This is a genomic window from Bacillus sp. G402, from assembly GCF_051172515.1.
GTDB classification, from domain to species: domain Bacteria; phylum Bacillota; class Bacilli; order Bacillales; family Bacillaceae; genus Bacillus; species Bacillus altitudinis.
The window spans coordinates 1-18,520 of record NZ_JBPIZC010000008.1 but is presented as its reverse complement, the minus strand read 5'-3'; the positions used below and the strand labels follow the sequence as shown (position 1 = coordinate 18,520).

The window sequence follows — 18,520 nt, the reverse complement described above, 5'->3', positions numbered from 1 at the left end:
CATACCGAACACGGAAGTTAAGCTCTTCAGCGCCGATGGTAGTTGGGGGTTTCCCCCTGTGAGAGTAGGACGCCGCCAAGCTTTTCAAAGGATCAGTTCCAATCGGAACTGGTCTTTTTTGTGTTTTCTTCTAGCAGCATCATGATATAAGCCGGAAACTTGTCCTCTGCAATCTCCATATAACGTTCAATCATGACATAGTCATCACTAATGTATTGAGATAAAAGCTCGTACCACCATTCTGTTTCGTAGCGGGCAATCATACTGAGGTTATACATTAACAAGTAATGGCTGATGATCTCAGGAATCCCTAAAAAGGCATCTCGTGTTGCTGGAATGAACCATTGATTCATTTCTAAATCATAATGAAGATGAGTAGCAAGAGCAGGGTTTTCTTCTGAAAATACATCAAATGTTAGTTTTTTAGCCTCTCGTTGCTTAAGCTTCCAAGTTGTATGGAACTCAAAATATTCAATAAAACGTTCGGCAGACATATTATAGAGCAAGGGAATATGATCTTGAATCAACATGCCATTTGCTTGTTCTACTTTCACTAAAGTAGAGGGTTGTTTTTGAAACTCCAGAATATGACCCATTTCAGGTATTTTTGAAAGGAGATTGATCATCGTAAATCGTTCATCTTCAAGACCATTTAAATGAAATAAGTGCTTTAATACATGCATACATAATCCGTTTCGCTGAATCTTGACTTCATCCTCACTAAAACGATAATGCTGCTTCTTTCTTTTTCTTGAGGTGACGCCATGAGCTAAGACAGAGGTTTGAGAAGGATAGTCGGGATCCACTGTCAGCAAACATGCCTTTAACAGCTGTGCCATTCCATAAAACAATAAAATCGGTTTTAGTTCAAGCGGAGCTGATGCGGCTTGGTCATAAAATGTATGACCGTGCTTTAAAAAGTAAATAAATCGTTCACAGTTTTTATAGGCTTGCTGGTTTGCCTCCTGAATGTTCCGTTTCTCGTACTGTTGAAATAGAAACTTTTGGGAAGTTTCAAGTGAGTAAAAACGTTTTAAATCCTTCCATCCTGAACTTTTCATCTTCTTCCTCAACTCTCTTTATATTTTCTAAAAATTGCAACTGTTTGTTGCTTCCTTGACATGCTGTTTCCTAGTTGATAATCTACATATAATATTTTGCCGAAAAGAGGGGGATTTACTAATGTGGGAAAGTAAATTTTCAAAAGAAGGTTTGACGTTTGACGATGTGTTGCTTGTTCCAGCAAAGTCTGAGGTGCTTCCGCGTGATGTCAATTTATCAGTTGAGTTAACAAGCACTTTAAAGCTGAACATTCCAATTATTAGTGCAGGAATGGATACTGTGACGGAATCACAAATGGCGATTGCAATGGCACGTCAAGGTGGTCTTGGAATCATCCATAAGAACATGTCTATTGAGCAGCAAGCTGAACAAGTGGACAAAGTAAAACGTTCAGAGCGTGGTGTTATTACAAATCCATTTTTCTTAACACCAGATCATCAAGTATTCGATGCAGAACATTTAATGGGTAAATATCGTATTTCTGGTGTACCGATTGTCAATAACGAACAAGATCAAAAGCTTGTTGGGATTATTACGAACCGTGACCTTCGTTTTATTTCGGATTATTCAATGAAGATTAGCGACGTGATGACAAAAGAGGAACTTGTGACAGCTTCTGTTGGAACAACATTAGAAGAAGCTGAAAAAATCCTTCAGCAATATAAAATTGAAAAATTACCTCTTTTAGATGACGAAGGAACATTAAAAGGTCTCATCACCATCAAAGATATTGAAAAAGTGATTGAATTCCCTAACTCCTCTAAAGATGCACATGGCCGTTTAATTGTTGGTGCCGCTGTAGGTGTCACTGGCGATACAATGACTCGTGTGAAAAAATTAGTAGAAGCCAATGTTGATGTGATCGTCATTGATACAGCACACGGTCATTCTCAGGGTGTTCTAGACACTGTATCGAAAATCCGTGAAACGTATCCTTCTCTTAATATCATTGCTGGTAACGTTGCAACAGCTGAAGCAACAAAAGCATTGTTTGAAGCTGGAGCAGATATTGTAAAAGTGGGTATTGGACCAGGATCGATTTGTACAACACGTGTTGTTGCAGGGGTTGGTGTACCACAAATCACAGCGATTTATGACTGTGCAACAGAAGCAAGAAAACATGGTAAATCTATTATTGCAGATGGTGGAATTAAATATTCAGGTGATATCGTGAAAGCATTAGCTTCTGGTGGACATGCTGTTATGCTGGGAAGCCTGCTTGCTGGTACATCTGAAAGCCCAGGAGAAACAGAAATTTTCCAAGGCAGACGTTTCAAAGTATATCGTGGTATGGGTTCTGTTGCTGCAATGGAAAAAGGAAGTAAAGATCGTTACTTCCAAGAAGATAATAAAAAATTCGTTCCAGAAGGTATCGAAGGACGTACACCGTATAAAGGACCAGTTGTTGACACTGTTTACCAACTCGTTGGCGGTATTCGCTCTGGTATGGGCTACTGTGGAACACAGGACTTACGTACTCTTAGAGAAGAAGCACAATTCATTCGCATGACAGGTGCAGGTCTTCGTGAGAGCCATCCACATGATGTACAAATTACAAAAGAATCACCAAACTACACAATTTCTTGATAAATTGTGACAATCAAATTACATTTGACAGGGTCTATGACTCTGTCTATTTTTTTTGTCTTTATTGTGATAAAATTTATACTGTTGTGTCGAAATAAGCCCTTGTGGATTAAATATATATGAAAAACGTCGAAAAAAGATGAATACGGAGGTATGACGATTGAACAGCAAGATGTTGAAACAGCTTATGGTCTCTATCCTTGCATTGGCATTGATTGTTACTGCATTTACCCCAATGTCCAAAGCAAAAGCGGCTGAAGATCCATTCAATGTGAATGCGAAAGCAGCCATCCTTATTGAAGCTTCTACAGGTAAAATTCTTTATAGTAAAAACGCAGAACAAAGACTGCCTATTGCAAGTATGGCAAAGATGATGACAGAGTATCTATTACTAGAGGCGATTGCTGAAGGCAAAGTGAAATGGGATCAAACATATACGCCAGATGATTACGTGTACGAAATTTCTCAGGACCGTAGTTTATCCAATGTTCCATTGAGAAAAGATGGTTCGTATACTGTCAAAGAACTTTATCAAGCAACGGCTATTTATTCAGCAAATGCAGCAGCAATTGGTCTAGCAGAGGTAATCGCTGGATCAGAATCAAAGTTTGTTGAAAAAATGAATGCAAAAGCAAAAGAACTTGGCTTAACCAATTACAAATTCGTGAATGCAACTGGATTAGAAAATAAAGACTTACATGGCAAACAGCCAAAAGGTACGGGACCTGATGAAGAAAGCGAAGTTTCCGCAAAGGATATGGCTTTGCTTGCACAGCATCTCATCAAAGATCATCCAGAAATTCTTGAAACAGCAAGCATCGCGAAAACAAAGTTCAGAGAAGGCACAGATGACGAAATGGACATGCCAAACTGGAACTTTATGCTTAAAGGACTTGTGAAAGAATATGAAGGCGTAGACGGTCTGAAAACGGGCTCTACTGATTCAGCTGGTTCTAGCTTCACAGGTACAGCAAAACGCGGTGATATGCGTGTGATCGCAGTTGTCCTGAATGCAAAAGGGAATCTTCATACAGCTCGTTTTGATGTGGCGAAAAAATTGTTCGATTATGCCTTTAAAAACTTCACGATGAAAGAAATGTACAAAAAAGGCCAACAAATCAAGGGACATGAAAACATCGAAGTTGATAAAGGGAAAGATAAAGAAGTACCCGTCGTGACGAAAGAAGCTTTCTCTGTACCGGTTAAAAATGGTGATGAGAAGAGCTATAAAGCGAAAGTAAATATTGATAAAAAGAACCTAGAAGCTCCTATTAAAAAAGGAACGAAGGTTGGCATGCTGACGACTTCTTATTCTGGTGATGAGAAGGACTACGGCTATTTGAGTAAAGACCAATCAGGTGTTGAGCTTGTGACGAAAACAGGTGATGAAAAAGCAAACTGGTTCATCCTTGCAATGCGTGGTGTAGGAGGATTCTTCGCTGGCATTTGGGGCGGAATCGTCGACACAGTAAAAGGTTGGTTCTAATAAAAAACTGCTCTCTATATGTGAGAGCAGTTTTTTTATCGTTAAAAGAAAAGAGATTGTTTGTGGTTTTGAGGTGTAGACAAGGCCTGCTGAAAAATACCACATAACTTTTCCATACCTTCTGTCAGTGCCTTTTCATTCACATAAGAAAAACTAAGACGTATATAATTCTGCTTCGGCTCCCCAGGATAGCAGACAGAGCCAGGCAGGAAGGTGATTTGCTGCTTCCGTGCCTCATGTAATAGGGCACGTGTATCGACCCAGGAAGGAAAGCTAAGCCACAAATTGAGCCCGCCCTGTGGGATTTGCCACGTGACGTCCTTTGGCGCATGCTTTGTCAACACATCCATCATCAAATCGCGTCTCACCTTCAAGGCAGTTCTTAATTTTTTCGTATGATCGACCATCTTCTTGGATGTGAGAAACGGTAAGATCGCCTTTTGGGTGAGAAGCGGGCTCCCTAAATCATTATTGGCTTTTGCAGCTAATAAACGGTTAAATATAGAGCCTGACGCTGTAATAATTCCAATTCTGCATCCTGGAGCCAGTGTCTTGCTTAATCCTCGTAAATAAATGACGTGTCCATCGTGATCTAGGCTTTTAATGGGTGCCGGCGGTTTCTTTTCAAAATAAAGCTCACGATAAGGATCATCCTCTACAATGAGACAATCAATGCTTTGTGCCAGTAAAAGCAGCTGCTTTCTTCGTTTCATCGACATACTAGCACCTGTAGGACTGTGAAAAGTAGGGATGGTATAGATGAGCTTTGGTTTATATTTATCACAAATGCTTTGAAGCTGTTTCATGTTCATTCCTTCATGATCGACAGGAACCGTAATAATTCGTGCCCCTCTCCCCATAAAGACATCAATTGCGCCTGGATAGGTGGGCGCCTCCATGACAACTACATCATCCGGCCCGATAAATGTACGTGCTACTAAATCAAGCCCTTGCTGAGAACCGCTAGTGACAAGGATATTTTCAGGAGTAGAAGGGACATCTAATTTTTCTAGAAATGATTGAATGACCTGACGAAGCTGAAGGTCACCTTGTATTTCTCCGTATTTTGACATGATTTGAGGATGCCGGGCTAGGACATGCTGCATTTCTTTTTCTAAATACCGGTTAGGTAAAAGACCAGGATCAATCATAGAGGAAGAAAGATTAATTGCTTCTTCGACATAGTGATACTGAGCAAATTGAGACCTTGGTAAATAATCAGGGATCGATAACTGCCAATCGAAAGAAGTAGATGACTGAATCGGGATGTCAGTTTGCTCATGCTGCTCATTCACAAACGTACCTTTTCCTTGTACAGTCGTTAAAAATCCGTCGTCCTTAAGCCGTGTATAGGCTTTTGCTGCTGTGACAAGACTTACATTCAGCTGTTTCGCTAGATCACGTACAGTCGGCAGCTTATCGCCTTGCTGAAGCAGACCTGATTGAATGTGATCAACGATGGAAAAGTAAATCTGATTCGAAAGAGATGTATCTGAATGTCGATGGATATCAATATGCATGAAAATCCTCCAATGGGTGTGGAATTGTTATAGATGTTTTCGAATTGTTATAGATGTATTATAACATGTTAATAACACTTAAAAGAGGGAATGATGCTTTTTTAACTATGAAACATTGATATATAAGGGTTTCTTCTTTTTTATGAGCTAATTGAATTGTTATACTATTCTCTTTATTGTTATACTCTAACGCTTGTATGATAAAGGTGTTGAATTAATCGAATAGACAAATGGGAGGAAACAATTGTGAGCAATAAGGGAACTGAACGAGTAAAACGTGGAATGGCAGAAATGCAAAAAGGTGGCGTCATTATGGATGTCGTCAATGCTGAGCAGGCAAAAATCGCAGAAGAAGCAGGCGCAGTGGCAGTAATGGCACTAGAACGAGTACCAGCTGATATCCGTGCAGCAGGCGGTGTTGCCCGTATGGCAGACCCAAGAATCGTGGAAGAAGTACAAAATGCAGTAACGATTCCAGTCATGGCAAAAGCACGTATCGGCCACATCGTGGAAGCTCGTGTTCTTGAAGCACTTGGTGTTGATTATATTGATGAGAGTGAAGTGCTGACGCCCGCAGATGAGGAATTCCATTTAAATAAAAATGAATACACGGTACCTTTCGTATGTGGCTGTCGTGACCTAGGTGAGGCGACTCGCCGTATTGCAGAAGGCGCTTCAATGCTACGTACAAAAGGTGAGCCTGGTACAGGAAACATTGTAGAAGCTGTCCGTCATATGAGAAAGGTCAATGCTCAAATTCGTAAAGTGGCGGCAATGAGTGAAGATGAATTGATGACAGAAGCCAAGAATCTGGGCGCACCTTATGAATTATTGGTTCAAATTAAAAAAGAAGGCAAATTGCCAGTTGTAAACTTTGCAGCTGGAGGTGTTGCGACACCAGCAGATGCAGCACTCATGATGCAGCTTGGAGCAGATGGTGTATTTGTCGGCTCTGGTATCTTCAAATCAGACAATCCAGCTAAATTTGCAAAAGCGATTGTAGAAGCAACGACTCATTTCACAGATTACCGCCTGATTGCAGAGCTTTCTAAAGAGCTTGGAACAGCGATGAAAGGAATTGAAATTTCAAATCTATTGCCAGAAGAGCGTATGCAAGAGCGTGGCTGGTAATTAAGGGAGCGCAAACGAACATGCTAACAATTGGTGTACTAGGGCTTCAAGGAGCGGTGAGAGAGCATATTCAATCGATTGAAGCGTGTGGCGCAGCGGGAAAGATCATCAAGCGGGTAGAGGAGTTAGAAATTGTTGACGGTCTCATTATCCCTGGTGGTGAAAGTACGACGATGAGAAGACTCATGGATACGTACCAATTCATTGAACCGATTAAAGCGTTCGCTGCTCAAGGTAAACCGATATTTGGGACTTGTGCCGGTTTGATTATGCTGGCAAAGCATATAGAAGATCGAGAAGATGCTCATCTTGGACTGTTAAATGTATCTGTTGCACGTAATTCGTTTGGCAGACAGGTAGACAGCTTTGAAGCAGATGTAGAAGTGAAAGGACTGGATGCGCCGTTTACAGGTGTGTTCATCCGTGCCCCACATATCATCAGCGCAAATGAGAGTGTAGAGGTCATGGCTGAGTATGACGGCAGGATTGTGATGGCGAAAGAAAACAATATCTTAGGTTGTTCTTTTCATCCAGAGCTGACAGATGACCACCGGTTAACACAGCTGTTTGTTGAGATGGTGGAGTCCTATAAAACGAAGCTTGCTGTATAAAACGGTTGAAAAGAGATAAAACTTATAGTACATTAAAATCACAATCAAAGATCGAAAAAGCGTTGACGGGAAATAGTAAGAAGCCCCTCTTTCTCAGAGAGCCGATGGTTGGTGAGAATCGGTGAAAGATGCATTCTGAATCCATCCTTGAGCGAAATGCTGAAACACGAAGTAAGCATTTACGGTGATGCCGTTACAGAGGAAAGAGGAAAGCATGCTTTTGGCGTGTTTTCAATCAGGGTGGCAACGCGAGAGCTCTCGTCCCTTTCATGGGATGAGGGCTCTTTTTATTTTTCGATAAAAAAGGAGTGTTACACATGCTGGATATTAAACAACTGCGCACGGATTTTGATCAAATCAAAGAAAAATTAGCCCATCGAGGTGAAGATTTAGCGGATTTTGATAAGTTTGGTGAGCTGGATCAAAAAAGAAGAGAATTAATCGGCAAAACAGAAGTATTAAAGAGCCGAAGAAATGAAGTATCACAGCAAGTGGCTGTTCTAAAAAGAGAAAAGAAAGACGCCGATCATATTATTCAAGAAATGCGTGAGGTAGGCGATGAGATTAAGAAGTTAGATGATGAATTAAGAACAGTAGAGGAAAGCCTGCAAACCATCCTGTTCTCAATTCCAAACATCCCTCATGATTCTGTACCAGTCGGTGAGACAGAAGATGACAACATTGAAGTGAGAAAATGGGGCGAACAGCCAGCCTTCTCATTTGAACCAAAGCCGCATTGGGATGTAGCAGATGAGCTGAAGATTTTAGATTTTGAACGTGCAGGAAAAGTGACAGGAAGCCGTTTCGTTTTTTATAAAGGGCTAGGCGCACGGTTAGAGCGTGCACTTTATAACTTTATGCTGGATTTACACGTAGATGAATTTGGTTTTACTGAAGTACTACCACCTTATATGGTCAACAGAGCAAGCATGACAGGAACCGGACAGCTTCCAAAGTTTGAAGAGGATGCTTTTAAAATTCGAGAAGAAGATTATTTCCTCATTCCAACGGCTGAAGTGCCAATTACGAATATGCACCGTGACGAAATTCTTGAAGGAGAGCAGCTGCCAATCAATTATGCAGCGTTTAGTGCTTGCTTTAGATCAGAAGCTGGTTCTGCCGGCAGAGATACGCGCGGACTCATCCGTCAGCACCAATTTAACAAAGTAGAGCTTGTGAAATTTGTCAGACCAGAAGATTCTTATGAAGAATTAGAGAAACTAACAAACCAAGCAGAAAAAGTTCTTCAATTAATGAACCTGCCATACCGTGTCATGAGTATGTGTACAGGAGATTTAGGCTTTACGGCTGCGAAGAAATACGATATCGAAGTATGGATTCCAAGCCAAAATACGTATCGTGAAATTTCTTCTTGCAGTAACTTTGAAGCGTTCCAAGCGAGACGAGCAAACATTCGTTTCCGCCCTGAGCCTAAAGCCAAGCCAGAACACGTCCACACATTAAATGGATCTGGTTTAGCAGTAGGAAGAACTGTTGCAGCCATTTTAGAAAACTATCAACAAGAGGATGGAACAGTGATCATTCCTGAGGTGTTACGTCCTTATATGGGAAATAAAGAAGTGATAAAATAAGATGCCGTCATGGCATCTTATTCTTTTTACCTAAACTTCTACAGCTTTTCTAAAATAAGCCGATAAAAGAACTAAAAGCATCTAGGAAAGAAGGAATAACCTTGAATAGGCTTGACTATTATGTTGAAATGGCTCAATTACTCAGAAAAGTTCTAGATGAAAGTGTCCTTTTCGGCATCACTGATACAGAAAAGGTACTTTGCTATTATCCATCGACCACAGTAGATTTTGGCATTAAAGTAGGGGACGCTTTAAACCCAGAGGACCAAAACGTGGCGACGACATTAAGAGGACAAGAATATGATGGGCATTTGCCAGAGTCTTTATATGGTTATGAAATTGCTGTAAAAGGTTATCCGATTTTTGATGAAGATAGAAAAGTGATTGGCTCCTTTTTAGTGGCTTTTTCACATCATCGTGAGAAGAAATTAAGCGGCTATATGGAACATATCAATAAAGTAGCGAAAGAGTTACAAGGTGGAATTGAGCAAATTGCTGCTCATTCTCAAGAACTGGCTGCGACAAGCTTAGAAATTAGTGAGCAGGCCGGAAGAGCAGAAGAGAAATCCGCAAACATTGAAGAAGTCGTCAAAACCATTGGCGGTATTGCGAGACAAACAAACCTGTTAGGACTCAATGCTGCAATTGAAGCGGCAAGAGCAGGTGAAAATGGAAAAGGCTTTGCTGTTGTTGCAGACGAGGTACGAAAGTTATCAGATGGATCAAAGGAAGCAGCTGAAACCATTAATGCATTTTTAAAAGAAATCCAAGACAGCATTGGCACTTTATCTGAAAATATCTCACAAATCAGCAGTTCAACAAACGAACAAGCTAAACAAGTGACAGACTTTACAAAGATTATTGAGTCATTAAATGATTTTAAAGAAGAGATGAATACTTTTATTGAAGAAATTAGACAGGATACGTAATAAATGAAGAGCAGCCGATAAGCGGCTGCTTCAGCATGTAGACAAACCCTCGCATTCTTTGTCAGTCCTGCGTGCTGGTGCTCACGAATGCCAAATTCGCTCCGCGCCAGTACTCGTCCTTCCTAGACTTCAAAGGTTTTCTATTACGCTGAAAAGAAGACAAAAGGCTAAAATAAAGTTCATTTTAGCTTTTTATAGGCTAAACATCATACCAAAATCAAATGTTGAAATTTTTTTCGAAAAGATGTTGACTTAAAATAAGATGATATGATATATTAATTCTTGTCGATACGGAGGAATACCCAAGTCCGGCTGAAGGGATCGGTCTTGAAAACCGACAGGGGTGTCAAAGCCCGCGGGGGTTCGAATCCCTCTTCCTCCGCCATATTGATTTTACCTTAGTTGAATTGAAACGCATAAAAATTGGAAATTGTCAAACCGCTGCATTCGAGAAGTGCAGCGGTTTTTTTTATTTTGTGTTAGAGCGATTTTTTTGAATAACAGAAGCAATTTCATGAAGTATAGGATCAAGTGAGCTTTCATCATGAAGTAAGTCGTAATCTTCAATATTAATTTTAATCACAGGGCACAGATCAAATTGTTCAATCCATTCCGTATATCGAGTGTACATTTCTTCCCAATATGCTCGATCGGTTTGAGTTTCCATCTCTCTCCCGCGCTCTTCAATACGATGTAATATATGATCTAAATCCCCATGTAAGTAAATGAGGACATCTGGGTGAGGGAAGTAAGGTGTCATCACCATCGCCTCAAATAGACTCGTATACGTTTCATAGTCTACCTCTGACATGGTACCTTTGTCTGCGTGCATTTTAGCAAAAATACCAGTGTCCTCATAAATGGACCGATCTTGTACATAACCTCCACCAGACTCGAAGATTCGTTTCTGTTCCTTAAAACGTTCAGCTAGGAAATAGACCTGTAAATGAAAGCTCCATCTTTGGAAATCTGAATAAAAAGGCTCTAAGTATGGATTATCATCTACTTTTTCAAGAGAAGTTTGAAACCCTAGCTTGTCCGCTATTGTTTTCGTCATGGTCGATTTTCCGACACCAACTGTCCCTGCAATTGTAATGACAGCATCCTTTGGTATATCAATATTTTTCATAGTACTTGCTCCTTTATGTTCTGTACAATTTGCTGGTAATCTTGCTGTGAGGAAACGAAGTCTGTATGATCGCCTTCAATTGTAATGATAGGAACCCTTGGGTCAGTTTGTTTTAAATGCTCGATGGCCAACTCATAATCTTCAATCAAGGTTTTTAAATAAGCTGGATCAATGTCTTCTTCAAAAGATCGGCCTCTCATCTTTATTCTATCAAGTAAGGTGGGAAGGCTGGCTTTTATATAGATCATGGCATTTGGTTTAGGAAGATCATCTGTCAGCAAGTGATAGATCTTTCTGTATTTATCCATGTGCTTTTTGGATAAGGTTCTTTCTGCAAATATCATATTTTTATAGACATGATAATCAGTGACAATTGGCTGCTTTTTTTTGACATAGTTCTCTTCAATAGATTCTAACTGTTTAAACCGATTGCATAGAAAGAACATCTCAAGCTGAAAGCTCCATTGTTCCATATCTTCATAAAATTTATCTAAGAATGGATTTTCTTCTACAATTTCTTTTACTAAAGGAAATTGAAATTCCTTTGAAAGCATTGTAGCCAAGGTTGTTTTTCCGGCTCCAATTGGGCCTTCCACTGCAATAAAAGGGGCAGGATACATAGGCGTTCTCCTCTATCTATAAAGTTGTCAAACCAATGTATATTGTACCATACCCCTTCTGAGAGATAGAGCGTATGAATTACGATGTCGTTCTTTTTTCAATATTAAATTGATCTGATAACAACAACCAGTTTTGTGGGAAGGATAGACCTAATTTCCAGTAAGCAATTCCATTTAGGTTTAACTCTTTAATGAGATTAAATTTGGCTTGAATGGATCTTGCATCTTCAAACCAAACCTCGTGTTCTTTGTTGTTAGCATCTGTATAACGGAAATAAGGTGCTTGTGCTGTTTCGTCATATAAAATAGATACATTATTCTCTCTAGCAATGGCAATCGCTTGTTGAGGGCTGACGGCTTTGGCGATAGGGCCTCCTTGAACATAAGGAAGCGTCCAATCATAACCATATAAATTCTGCCCCATCACAATTTTATTGGCAGGTATGACAGTCAGTGCATATTCAATGACTTGGCGGACAGGGCCGATCGGAGAGACGGCTTGTGCAGGCCCGCCGCTGTAGCCCCACTCATAAGTCATTAGCACAACATGATCAACAATCTTTCCAATTGCTTCATAGTCATGCGCCTCATACCACTTTCCTTTCTGTTCACTGCTTGTTTTAGGAGCAAGTGCCACAGAAATAGTCCAACCCTGTTGATGAAAACGAGTTGTTGCTTCTCTTAAAAATTGAAGGTAGGCTTCTTTATCAACAGGGCGTAAATATTCAAAGTCAAAATGGATTTCTTTTAATTGATACTTTTGAGCAACGCGGACGATTTCATTTAATAATGTCGTTTTGACAGATTGATTTGTTAAAAGGATTTGCCCGAGTTCATCACTAAATTTATCATTCTCTAGATTTGTGACTACCATGGATAAAACCGTTCTGCTTTGAGCGGCAATCTGAGGCAATTGATCTAATGGTGGCTCGCGAAGTGTTCCGTCTCTTTGCGCTTGAAAACTAAAAGCGCCGAGATGTGTTAAGTATGGAGATGCCTCTCTGGCTGCTTGCTTTAAATTTTCGCTGACTTGGTTTCCGCGTGGTTCTATATAAGCATTAGAATTAATATTTCTTTTCGGTCTTTGTGGAATATAAAGCAAGAAGCGAATAGGCAATATAGCTTCAGGTCGAATCCGATTCACACGTGCCAATTCTTCTACCGAAATTTGAAATCTTCTTCCAATTTGATAAAGTGTATCATTTTGTTTGACCTCATAAAATTGACCTCTAATAGGGATGACAATTATTTGTCCAACGACTAGTTGATTTGGCGTTTCGATGTCGTTGGTCCGAATGATTTCATTTACCGTTGTTTTAAAACGCATGGCAATCTCATTTAACGTATCTCCTCTTTTGACAACATAAATTTGAATGGTCAACGCCCCCTTTGTTATTGCTAACAATTTATGAGGGTGATGGATAAATCATGTTTGATTTTCATCCGTGATCTCTTTAGTGGTTGTGATTTTGGCGAGAAGAACGTTCTCCATCATCGTTAAAGCGTACTCGTTGTCCCTATCATCATTTGAAGCAATACAATCTTTAGGTACAGTGAGGTTGTACTCTCGCATGTAAGCGTCATTTGCAGTGAACAGGACACAGATGTTTCCGGCAATTCCAGTTAAAATAAGATCTTGCACACCTAATTCATTTAGGAGTGTCTCTAGTGCTGTTCCGTAAAAGGCAGAGTGCTTAGGTTTAATTAAGAAGTAATCATCTTTAGATGGTGCCATTTGTTCTAAAATAGGGGCACTTCTTTCGTTTTTACATGTTTCCATAACAGCTTTGATATCAGCCTTCCAGAGTCCATAGTGGTCGTTGATATAGATAATTGGCCAATTTTTCTTGAAAGCGTGTTGTTTAAGGGCTAAAATTTTATTGGTCATTTGCTCTGTTTTTTCAGCGAGCACATGTCCCATTTCGAAATCAAAATTATTGATCATGTCAATAATAAGTAGTGCCTTTTGTTGTTTTGGCAAATCAAGACCCCCTTTAAAAGATTGTGATAATATGTTAACCTCAATATCCTTTAAAAAAACATGAAAAGAGAGCCGTGCTATGACGAAAGATGAACAGTTTATGCAAGAAGCTATTTCTGAAGCTTTGAAAGCAAAACAAATAGGAGAAGTTCCAATCGGTGCCGTCATCGTTGTTGATGATCAAATTGTAAGCCGTGCTCACAATTTAAGGGAAAGTGAACAGCGATCAATTGCTCATGCGGAATTACTTGCTATTGATGAAGCGTGTAAAATGACTGGTAGCTGGCGTTTAGAAGATGCTGTACTTTATGTTACACTCGAACCGTGCCCAATGTGTGCAGGCGCTATTGTACTTTCAAGAGTGAAAAAGGTCGTTTTTGGTGCCTATGATCCTAAAGGTGGATGTGCTGGTACTTTAATGAATTTATTGGACGATGAGCGGTTCAATCATCAGTCTGAAGTCATTGGCGGTGTGCTTGAAAATGAGTGTGGTGAGCTGTTAAGTCAGTTCTTTCGAGACCTCCGTCAGCGGAAGAAGCAAGCGAAAAGTAAATGAATGGATGTCGTTTGCAATTTTATCACTTAGAAGGTATACTTATGTCTGCGTCACCAACAATTTAATATTCATTTTGCCGTGCTAAGCGGGGAGGTAGCGGTGCCCTGTACTCGCAATCCGCTCTAGCGAGGCCGAATCCCTTCTCAAGGTTCGTTTACTTCAAGGTCTGCCTTAAATAAGTGGTGTTGACGTCTGGGTCCTGCGCAATGGGAATTCATGAACCATGTCAGGTCCGGAAGGAAGCAGCATTAAGTGAAACCTCTCATGTGCCGCAGGGTTGCCTGGGCCGAGCTAACTGTTTAAGTAACGCTTGGGGTAGCGAATCGACAGAAGGTGCACGGTAAATCAATATTAAATGTAACTCATCTAGTTTATCTAGGTGAGTTTTTTGTTGCTATTGAAAGAATATATCGGTTGCTTTGTTTATACAAATAGCAAAAAAGCCATTTTAGGGTGAGGTTTTTTTGAAGTAATTCATATGGGGAACGAATGTTCTTATTGATCTGGCAGACATTTTCAGAAAGCAGGAAAACACGTTTTTTAATCAAGAAAAGTAAAAAGTCTTTAAAGGAAATGCTCTTTTTCGTTTATTAGAAAATAAAGGTGTACTTTTGAATTGATCGTTGCATCATGTATAATGAACATGATGATAAATGGAGGAGGGCGTATTTGTGAGTTATCAAGCTTTATACCGAGTGTTCAGACCTCAAGTTTTTGAGGATGTTGTTGGACAAGAACACATCACAAAAACGTTGCAAAATGCCCTTTTGCAGAAAAAGTTTTCTCATGCTTACTTATTTTCAGGTCCTAGAGGAACAGGTAAAACAAGTGCTGCCAAGATTTTTGCGAAAGCAGTGAACTGTGAAAAGTCACCTGTTAGTGAGCCGTGTAATGAGTGTGATGCCTGTAGAGGGATTACGACCGGTTCGATTTCAGACGTGATTGAAATAGATGCTGCCTCAAATAACGGGGTAGATGAAATTCGGGATATACGTGATAAAGTGAAATTTGCTCCTTCAGCGGTTACATATAAGGTTTATATTATAGATGAGGTACATATGCTCTCTATCGGGGCATTTAATGCACTTCTTAAAACGCTAGAGGAACCACCTGCTCATTGTATCTTTATTTTGGCTACCACAGAGCCTCATAAGATTCCTCTTACCATCATATCAAGATGTCAGAGATTTGATTTTAAACGGATCACGACAAAAGATATTGTTGGACGAATGGAGAAAATTGTAGATGCAGAAAGCCTAAATATACAAGAGGGTTCACTCGAGATTATTGCTAGTGCGGCAGATGGAGGCATGCGTGACGCACTTAGTCTCCTTGACCAAGCGATCTCATTTAGTGGTGAACAGCTAACAATTGATGATGCACTGCTCATTACAGGTGCTGTATCTCAGCATTTCATTAGTCAGCTTGCTGAAGCCATTTTTGAGCAAAATATTGCGATAGCGCTGGATACGTTAAATGAATTGCTTCAACAGGGGAAAGATGCTGCGAAATTAATAGAGGATATGATCTTCTACTTTAGAGATATGCTTCTATTCAAAACAGCACCGGATCTTGAAGGTGTCCTTGAAAAAGTCAAAGTCGACGATAAGTTTGTGGCTCTTTCAGAACGTGTGGCACCTCAGTTTCTTTATGAAACGATTGAAGTGCTGAATAAAAGCCATCAGGAAATGAAATGGACAAACCATCCTAGAATTTTCTTTGAAGTAGCTGTGGTTAAGCTCTGTCAGTCAACGGCTGGTGCTGTATCATCTCCGGCTGATTCCGACCTAACAGCGTTAACGAATAAAATAGACAGGCTGGAACAGGAGCTATCTAGGCTAAAAGCTGAGGGTGTTCCAATGACTCAGTCTCAGAGTCCTCAAGCAAAAACGGAAGCACCTCGACCTCAAACGAGTAATAAAAATGGCTATCGTGCACCTGTCGGTCGAATTCATGAGATTTTAAAAGAAGCGAAGCGACCGGAACTAGAAAAAATAAAAGGCAAATGGGGAGAGCTTCTTGCCCAATTAAAACAGCAAAATAAGGTATCTCACGCTGCGCTATTAACAGATAGTGAACCAGTTGCGGCGGCAACTCATGCCTTTGTTTTAAAATTCAAATTTGAAATACATTGTAAGATGGTGGCCGAAGATAAAAGTGGTGTTCGAACCAATCTTGAGCAACTGCTAGAATCTATGCTAGGAAAAAGAGTGGAATTAGTTGGCGTTCCTGACGCTCAATGGGGTAAAATAAGAGAAGAATTTTTAAGAGATCATCAGCCTGAAGAACAAGCAGATGGTCAGGCAGCTTCTGCTGAAGAAGATCCATTAATTGCAGAAGCAAAGAAGTTAGTAGGAACCGATTTAATTGAAATTAAAGATTAACAATTTGAAAGAGAGTGGTGTTCATATGCGCGGTGGAATGGGAAATATGCAAAAAATGATGAAACAAATGCAAAAAATGCAGAAGGATATGGCTAAGGCTCAAGAAGAGCTTGCAGAAAAAGTCCTTGAAGGTACGGCAGGTGGCGGTATGGTCACTGTAAAAGTAAATGGACAAAAAGAAGTCGTTGATGTGGCAATTAATGAAGAAGTTGTTGATCCTGAAGACATCGATATGCTTCAAGACCTTGTACTTGCAGCAACAAATGATGCATTGAAAAAAGTTGATGAACTAACGAATGAAACAATGGGTCAATTCACAAAAGGAATGAACATGCCAGGTTTATTCTAGGAGGAATAACTAAAGATGCAATATCCTGAACCAATATCAAAGCTGATTGACAGCTTTATGAAATTGCCAGGAATCGGACCTAAAACTGCGGTCCGTCTGGCTTTTTTTGTTCTTAGTATGCAGGAAGACGTCGTGCTGGATTTTGCGAAGGCACTTGTTAATGCAAAGCGTAATTTAACTTATTGTTCTGTTTGCGGACATATCACTGATCAGGATCCTTGCTATATTTGTGAAGATACAAGAAGAGATCAATCTGTGATCTGTGTCGTGCAGGATCCAAAAGATGTGATTGCAATGGAAAAAATGAAAGAATACAACGGCTTATATCATGTGCTTCATGGAGCTATTTCTCCAATGGACGGAATAGGACCAGAGGATATTAAAATTCCTGACTTATTAAAAAGATTACAAGACGATCAAGTCACAGAGGTCATTCTTGCAACCAACCCAAACATTGAAGGAGAAGCGACAGCCATGTATATCTCTAGATTGTTGAAACCATCAGGAATTAAACTCTCTCGCATTGCTCACGGACTCCCAGTAGGTGGAGATTTAGAGTATGCGGATGAAGTCACACTTTCTAAGGCTCTAGAAGGCAGACGTGAGATGTAGGAAGGAGAAGTACGGTACATGGGTTTTCTTCGCAGAAAATCAATTCGAAAAGAATTCGATGAGATATTAATTCAACAGCTTTTTAAGCAAAAGGAAGAATGGAACAGACAAAAAAAGCTTGTCGCAAATAGCGTTGAGCCTTCACCGGACATTCTATTCGAATTAAAGCTTGCTCAAGCGAAGTACTTTTTCTATCTGAGAGAAGCGAAAAAGAGAAATTTACGTTTAAACAACTGGAGGTAGCAGGTCTATTTTACATAATCCTCTCATATGCTTGTACTATTCATATGAAGAGGAGATGAGAGGATTATGGAACCTGTTATTGTGATTGGTTCAATTTTGTTAGCTGTTTTATTGTTGTTTATGTCAGGTGTTCAAGCGAATCCATTCAAATGGTTAGGGCTTATTGGAGTTAAGTTTGTCGCAGGTGCTCTTTTTTTATTTTGTCTCAATTTATTCGGTGAGAGTTTAGGGCTTCATGTTTCCATTAACCCTGTAACGAGTGGAATTAGTGGTTTGTTGGGCATTCCAGGTGTAGCAGCTTTAGTCGTAATTGAAAAGTTTATTATTTAATGCAAAATATTGTTGACTTTGATTATATATGGTGGTAAATTAATATACGTCGCTGATGACGAAGAAACGAAAAAACATAATAACAAAAAAGTTGTTGACACTAACAACTTGGACGTGATAAGATGTTCTAGTCGCTTCTGAAGCGGTAAACAAGTTCTTTGAAAACTAAACAAGACAAAACGTACCTGTTAATTCGAGTTTTTATAAAAAAATCCTATGATATTTCATAGGTAGTCAGTCAAACTGGCGAAAAACAAAACTTCGGTTTTGAACTTTTTCGGAGAGTTTGATCCTGGCTCAGGACGAACGCTGGCGGCGTGCCTAATACATGCAAGTCGAGCGGACAGAAGGGAGCTTGCTCCCGGATGTTAGCGGCGGACGGGTGAGTAACACGTGGG

17 protein-coding genes, 1 tRNA gene, 2 rRNA genes, 1 other RNA gene, 1 pseudogene and 1 other annotated feature are annotated in these 18,520 nt (G+C 39.9%); of the genes and pseudogenes, 16 read left to right on the top strand and 6 right to left on the bottom strand.

Features of this window, described 5'->3' with window-relative positions:
* Positions 1–81, top strand: a 5S ribosomal RNA gene (gene rrf / locus ACSBQP_RS19180); the annotation flags it as partial.
* A gap of 11 nt (positions 82–92) precedes the next feature.
* Here the strand turns inward: rrf and ACSBQP_RS19175 are convergent.
* Positions 93–1,061 (bottom strand): YaaC family protein, encoded by a 969-nt coding sequence (locus tag ACSBQP_RS19175; protein WP_039962409.1) that lies wholly within the window; start codon positions 1,059–1,061, stop codon positions 93–95.
* Between the two features lie 121 nt (positions 1,062–1,182).
* Here ACSBQP_RS19175 and guaB point away from each other — a divergent pair, with 121 nt between their 5' ends.
* Together guaB and ACSBQP_RS19165 are read left to right on the top strand one after the other, a co-directional pair.
* On the top strand, positions 1,183–2,649 hold the full coding sequence (gene guaB, locus ACSBQP_RS19170; protein ID WP_008342039.1) for an IMP dehydrogenase: 1,467 nt from the start codon (positions 1,183–1,185) through the stop codon (positions 2,647–2,649).
* Positions 2,650–2,809: 160 nt separating this feature from the next.
* Positions 2,810–4,135 (top strand): D-alanyl-D-alanine carboxypeptidase family protein, encoded by a 1,326-nt coding sequence (locus tag ACSBQP_RS19165; protein ID WP_008342036.1) that lies wholly within the window; start codon positions 2,810–2,812, stop codon positions 4,133–4,135.
* Between the two features lie 41 nt (positions 4,136–4,176).
* Here ACSBQP_RS19165 and ACSBQP_RS19160 read toward each other — a convergent pair whose 3' ends face one another.
* On the bottom strand, positions 4,177–5,655 hold the full coding sequence (locus ACSBQP_RS19160) for a PLP-dependent aminotransferase family protein (protein WP_217816724.1): 1,479 nt from the start codon (positions 5,653–5,655) through the stop codon (positions 4,177–4,179).
* A gap of 246 nt (positions 5,656–5,901) precedes the next feature.
* Here ACSBQP_RS19160 and pdxS point away from each other — a divergent pair, with 246 nt between their 5' ends.
* The 5 genes and pseudogenes from pdxS to ACSBQP_RS19135 all read left to right on the top strand — a co-directional run bounded on the left by pdxS (position 5,902) and on the right by ACSBQP_RS19135 (position 10,303).
* Positions 5,902–6,786 (top strand): pyridoxal 5'-phosphate synthase lyase subunit PdxS, encoded by an 885-nt coding sequence (pdxS, locus tag ACSBQP_RS19155; protein ID WP_025206589.1) that lies wholly within the window; start codon positions 5,902–5,904, stop codon positions 6,784–6,786.
* A 20-nt stretch (positions 6,787–6,806) separates the two neighbouring features.
* Complete coding sequence (gene pdxT / locus ACSBQP_RS19150) at positions 6,807–7,397, top strand: pyridoxal 5'-phosphate synthase glutaminase subunit PdxT (RefSeq protein ID WP_116307718.1); 591 nt, start codon at positions 6,807–6,809, stop codon at positions 7,395–7,397.
* Positions 7,398–7,450: 53 nt separating this feature from the next.
* Positions 7,451–7,666, top strand: a binding site (T-box leader).
* Positions 7,667–7,714: 48 nt separating this feature from the next.
* The gene (gene serS, locus ACSBQP_RS19145; protein ID WP_217816725.1) at positions 7,715–8,989 is read left to right on the top strand and encodes a serine--tRNA ligase; all 1,275 of its coding nucleotides are present in this window, start codon (positions 7,715–7,717) and stop codon (positions 8,987–8,989) included.
* A gap of 596 nt (positions 8,990–9,585) precedes the next feature.
* Positions 9,586–9,918 (top strand): annotated as a pseudogene (locus ACSBQP_RS19140) (methyl-accepting chemotaxis protein); the annotation flags it as partial.
* Between the two features lie 292 nt (positions 9,919–10,210).
* A tRNA-Ser gene (locus ACSBQP_RS19135) sits at positions 10,211–10,303 on the top strand.
* Positions 10,304–10,387: 84 nt separating this feature from the next.
* Here ACSBQP_RS19135 and ACSBQP_RS19130 read toward each other — a convergent pair.
* The 4 genes from ACSBQP_RS19130 to ACSBQP_RS19115 form a co-directional block, all read right to left on the bottom strand.
* Positions 10,388–11,047 (bottom strand): deoxynucleoside kinase, encoded by a 660-nt coding sequence (locus ACSBQP_RS19130; RefSeq protein WP_008342023.1) that lies wholly within the window; start codon positions 11,045–11,047, stop codon positions 10,388–10,390.
* On the bottom strand, positions 11,044–11,667 hold the full coding sequence (locus ACSBQP_RS19125; protein ID WP_098680852.1) for a deoxynucleoside kinase: 624 nt from the start codon (positions 11,665–11,667) through the stop codon (positions 11,044–11,046). Before ACSBQP_RS19125 ends, ACSBQP_RS19130 begins: the two co-directional genes overlap by 4 nt.
* A gap of 79 nt (positions 11,668–11,746) precedes the next feature.
* The gene (locus tag ACSBQP_RS19120) at positions 11,747–12,994 is read right to left on the bottom strand and encodes a glycoside hydrolase family 18 protein (protein WP_270112470.1); all 1,248 of its coding nucleotides are present in this window, start codon (positions 12,992–12,994) and stop codon (positions 11,747–11,749) included.
* A gap of 99 nt (positions 12,995–13,093) precedes the next feature.
* The gene (locus tag ACSBQP_RS19115; RefSeq protein WP_017359012.1) at positions 13,094–13,648 is read right to left on the bottom strand and encodes an isochorismatase family cysteine hydrolase; all 555 of its coding nucleotides are present in this window, start codon (positions 13,646–13,648) and stop codon (positions 13,094–13,096) included.
* A 79-nt stretch (positions 13,649–13,727) separates the two neighbouring features.
* On the opposite strand from ACSBQP_RS19115, the gene tadA reads away from it, so the two are divergent.
* The 8 genes from tadA to ACSBQP_RS19075 form a co-directional block, all read left to right on the top strand.
* Positions 13,728–14,204, top strand: coding sequence for a tRNA adenosine(34) deaminase TadA (gene tadA, locus ACSBQP_RS19110; protein WP_008342015.1), 477 nt, complete (start codon positions 13,728–13,730; stop codon positions 14,202–14,204).
* Between the two features lie 76 nt (positions 14,205–14,280).
* Positions 14,281–14,545, top strand: an RNA gene (gene ffs, locus ACSBQP_RS19105) — signal recognition particle sRNA large type.
* A 330-nt stretch (positions 14,546–14,875) separates the two neighbouring features.
* Positions 14,876–16,588 (top strand): DNA polymerase III subunit gamma/tau, encoded by a 1,713-nt coding sequence (gene dnaX / locus ACSBQP_RS19100; protein WP_017359011.1) that lies wholly within the window; start codon positions 14,876–14,878, stop codon positions 16,586–16,588.
* A gap of 25 nt (positions 16,589–16,613) precedes the next feature.
* Positions 16,614–16,937 carry a YbaB/EbfC family nucleoid-associated protein gene (locus tag ACSBQP_RS19095; protein ID WP_008342011.1) on the top strand — a complete coding sequence of 108 codons (324 nt, stop codon included), beginning with the start codon at positions 16,614–16,616 and terminating at the stop codon, positions 16,935–16,937.
* 15 nt (positions 16,938–16,952) lie between these two features.
* A complete protein-coding gene (recR, locus tag ACSBQP_RS19090) occupies positions 16,953–17,549 on the top strand; it encodes a recombination protein RecR (protein WP_003218094.1) in 597 nt (198 codons plus the stop codon).
* Positions 17,550–17,567: 18 nt separating this feature from the next.
* Positions 17,568–17,792, top strand: coding sequence for a YaaL family protein (locus ACSBQP_RS19085; RefSeq protein WP_008342008.1), 225 nt, complete (start codon positions 17,568–17,570; stop codon positions 17,790–17,792).
* Between the two features lie 66 nt (positions 17,793–17,858).
* On the top strand, positions 17,859–18,122 hold the full coding sequence (locus tag ACSBQP_RS19080; RefSeq protein WP_008342006.1) for a pro-sigmaK processing inhibitor BofA family protein: 264 nt from the start codon (positions 17,859–17,861) through the stop codon (positions 18,120–18,122).
* Positions 18,123–18,396: 274 nt separating this feature from the next.
* Positions 18,397–18,520: ribosomal RNA gene (locus ACSBQP_RS19075) — 16S ribosomal RNA — on the top strand; the annotation flags it as partial.

Bases quoted from the DNA above. Each gene is read 5' to 3' on its own strand.
- ACSBQP_RS19175 (WP_039962409.1), bottom strand. From the start codon at position 1,061: ATGAAAAGTTCAGGATGGAAGGATTTAAAACGTTTTTACTCACTTGAA.
- guaB (WP_008342039.1), top strand. From the start codon at position 1,183: ATGTGGGAAAGTAAATTTTCAAAAGAAGGTTTGACGTTTGACGATGTG.
- ACSBQP_RS19160 (WP_217816724.1), bottom strand. From the start codon at position 5,655: ATGCATATTGATATCCATCGACATTCAGATACATCTCTTTCGAATCAG.
- pdxT (WP_116307718.1), top strand. From the start codon at position 6,807: ATGCTAACAATTGGTGTACTAGGGCTTCAAGGAGCGGTGAGAGAGCAT.
- serS (WP_217816725.1), top strand. From the start codon at position 7,715: ATGCTGGATATTAAACAACTGCGCACGGATTTTGATCAAATCAAAGAA.
- ACSBQP_RS19130 (WP_008342023.1), bottom strand. From the start codon at position 11,047: ATGAAAAATATTGATATACCAAAGGATGCTGTCATTACAATTGCAGGG.
- ACSBQP_RS19125 (WP_098680852.1), bottom strand. From the start codon at position 11,667: ATGTATCCTGCCCCTTTTATTGCAGTGGAAGGCCCAATTGGAGCCGGA.
- ACSBQP_RS19120 (WP_270112470.1), bottom strand. From the start codon at position 12,994: ATGCGTTTTAAAACAACGGTAAATGAAATCATTCGGACCAACGACATC.
- tadA (WP_008342015.1), top strand. From the start codon at position 13,728: ATGACGAAAGATGAACAGTTTATGCAAGAAGCTATTTCTGAAGCTTTG.
- ACSBQP_RS19095 (WP_008342011.1), top strand. From the start codon at position 16,614: ATGCGCGGTGGAATGGGAAATATGCAAAAAATGATGAAACAAATGCAA.
- recR (WP_003218094.1), top strand. From the start codon at position 16,953: ATGCAATATCCTGAACCAATATCAAAGCTGATTGACAGCTTTATGAAA.
- ACSBQP_RS19085 (WP_008342008.1), top strand. From the start codon at position 17,568: ATGGGTTTTCTTCGCAGAAAATCAATTCGAAAAGAATTCGATGAGATA.
- ACSBQP_RS19080 (WP_008342006.1), top strand. From the start codon at position 17,859: ATGGAACCTGTTATTGTGATTGGTTCAATTTTGTTAGCTGTTTTATTG.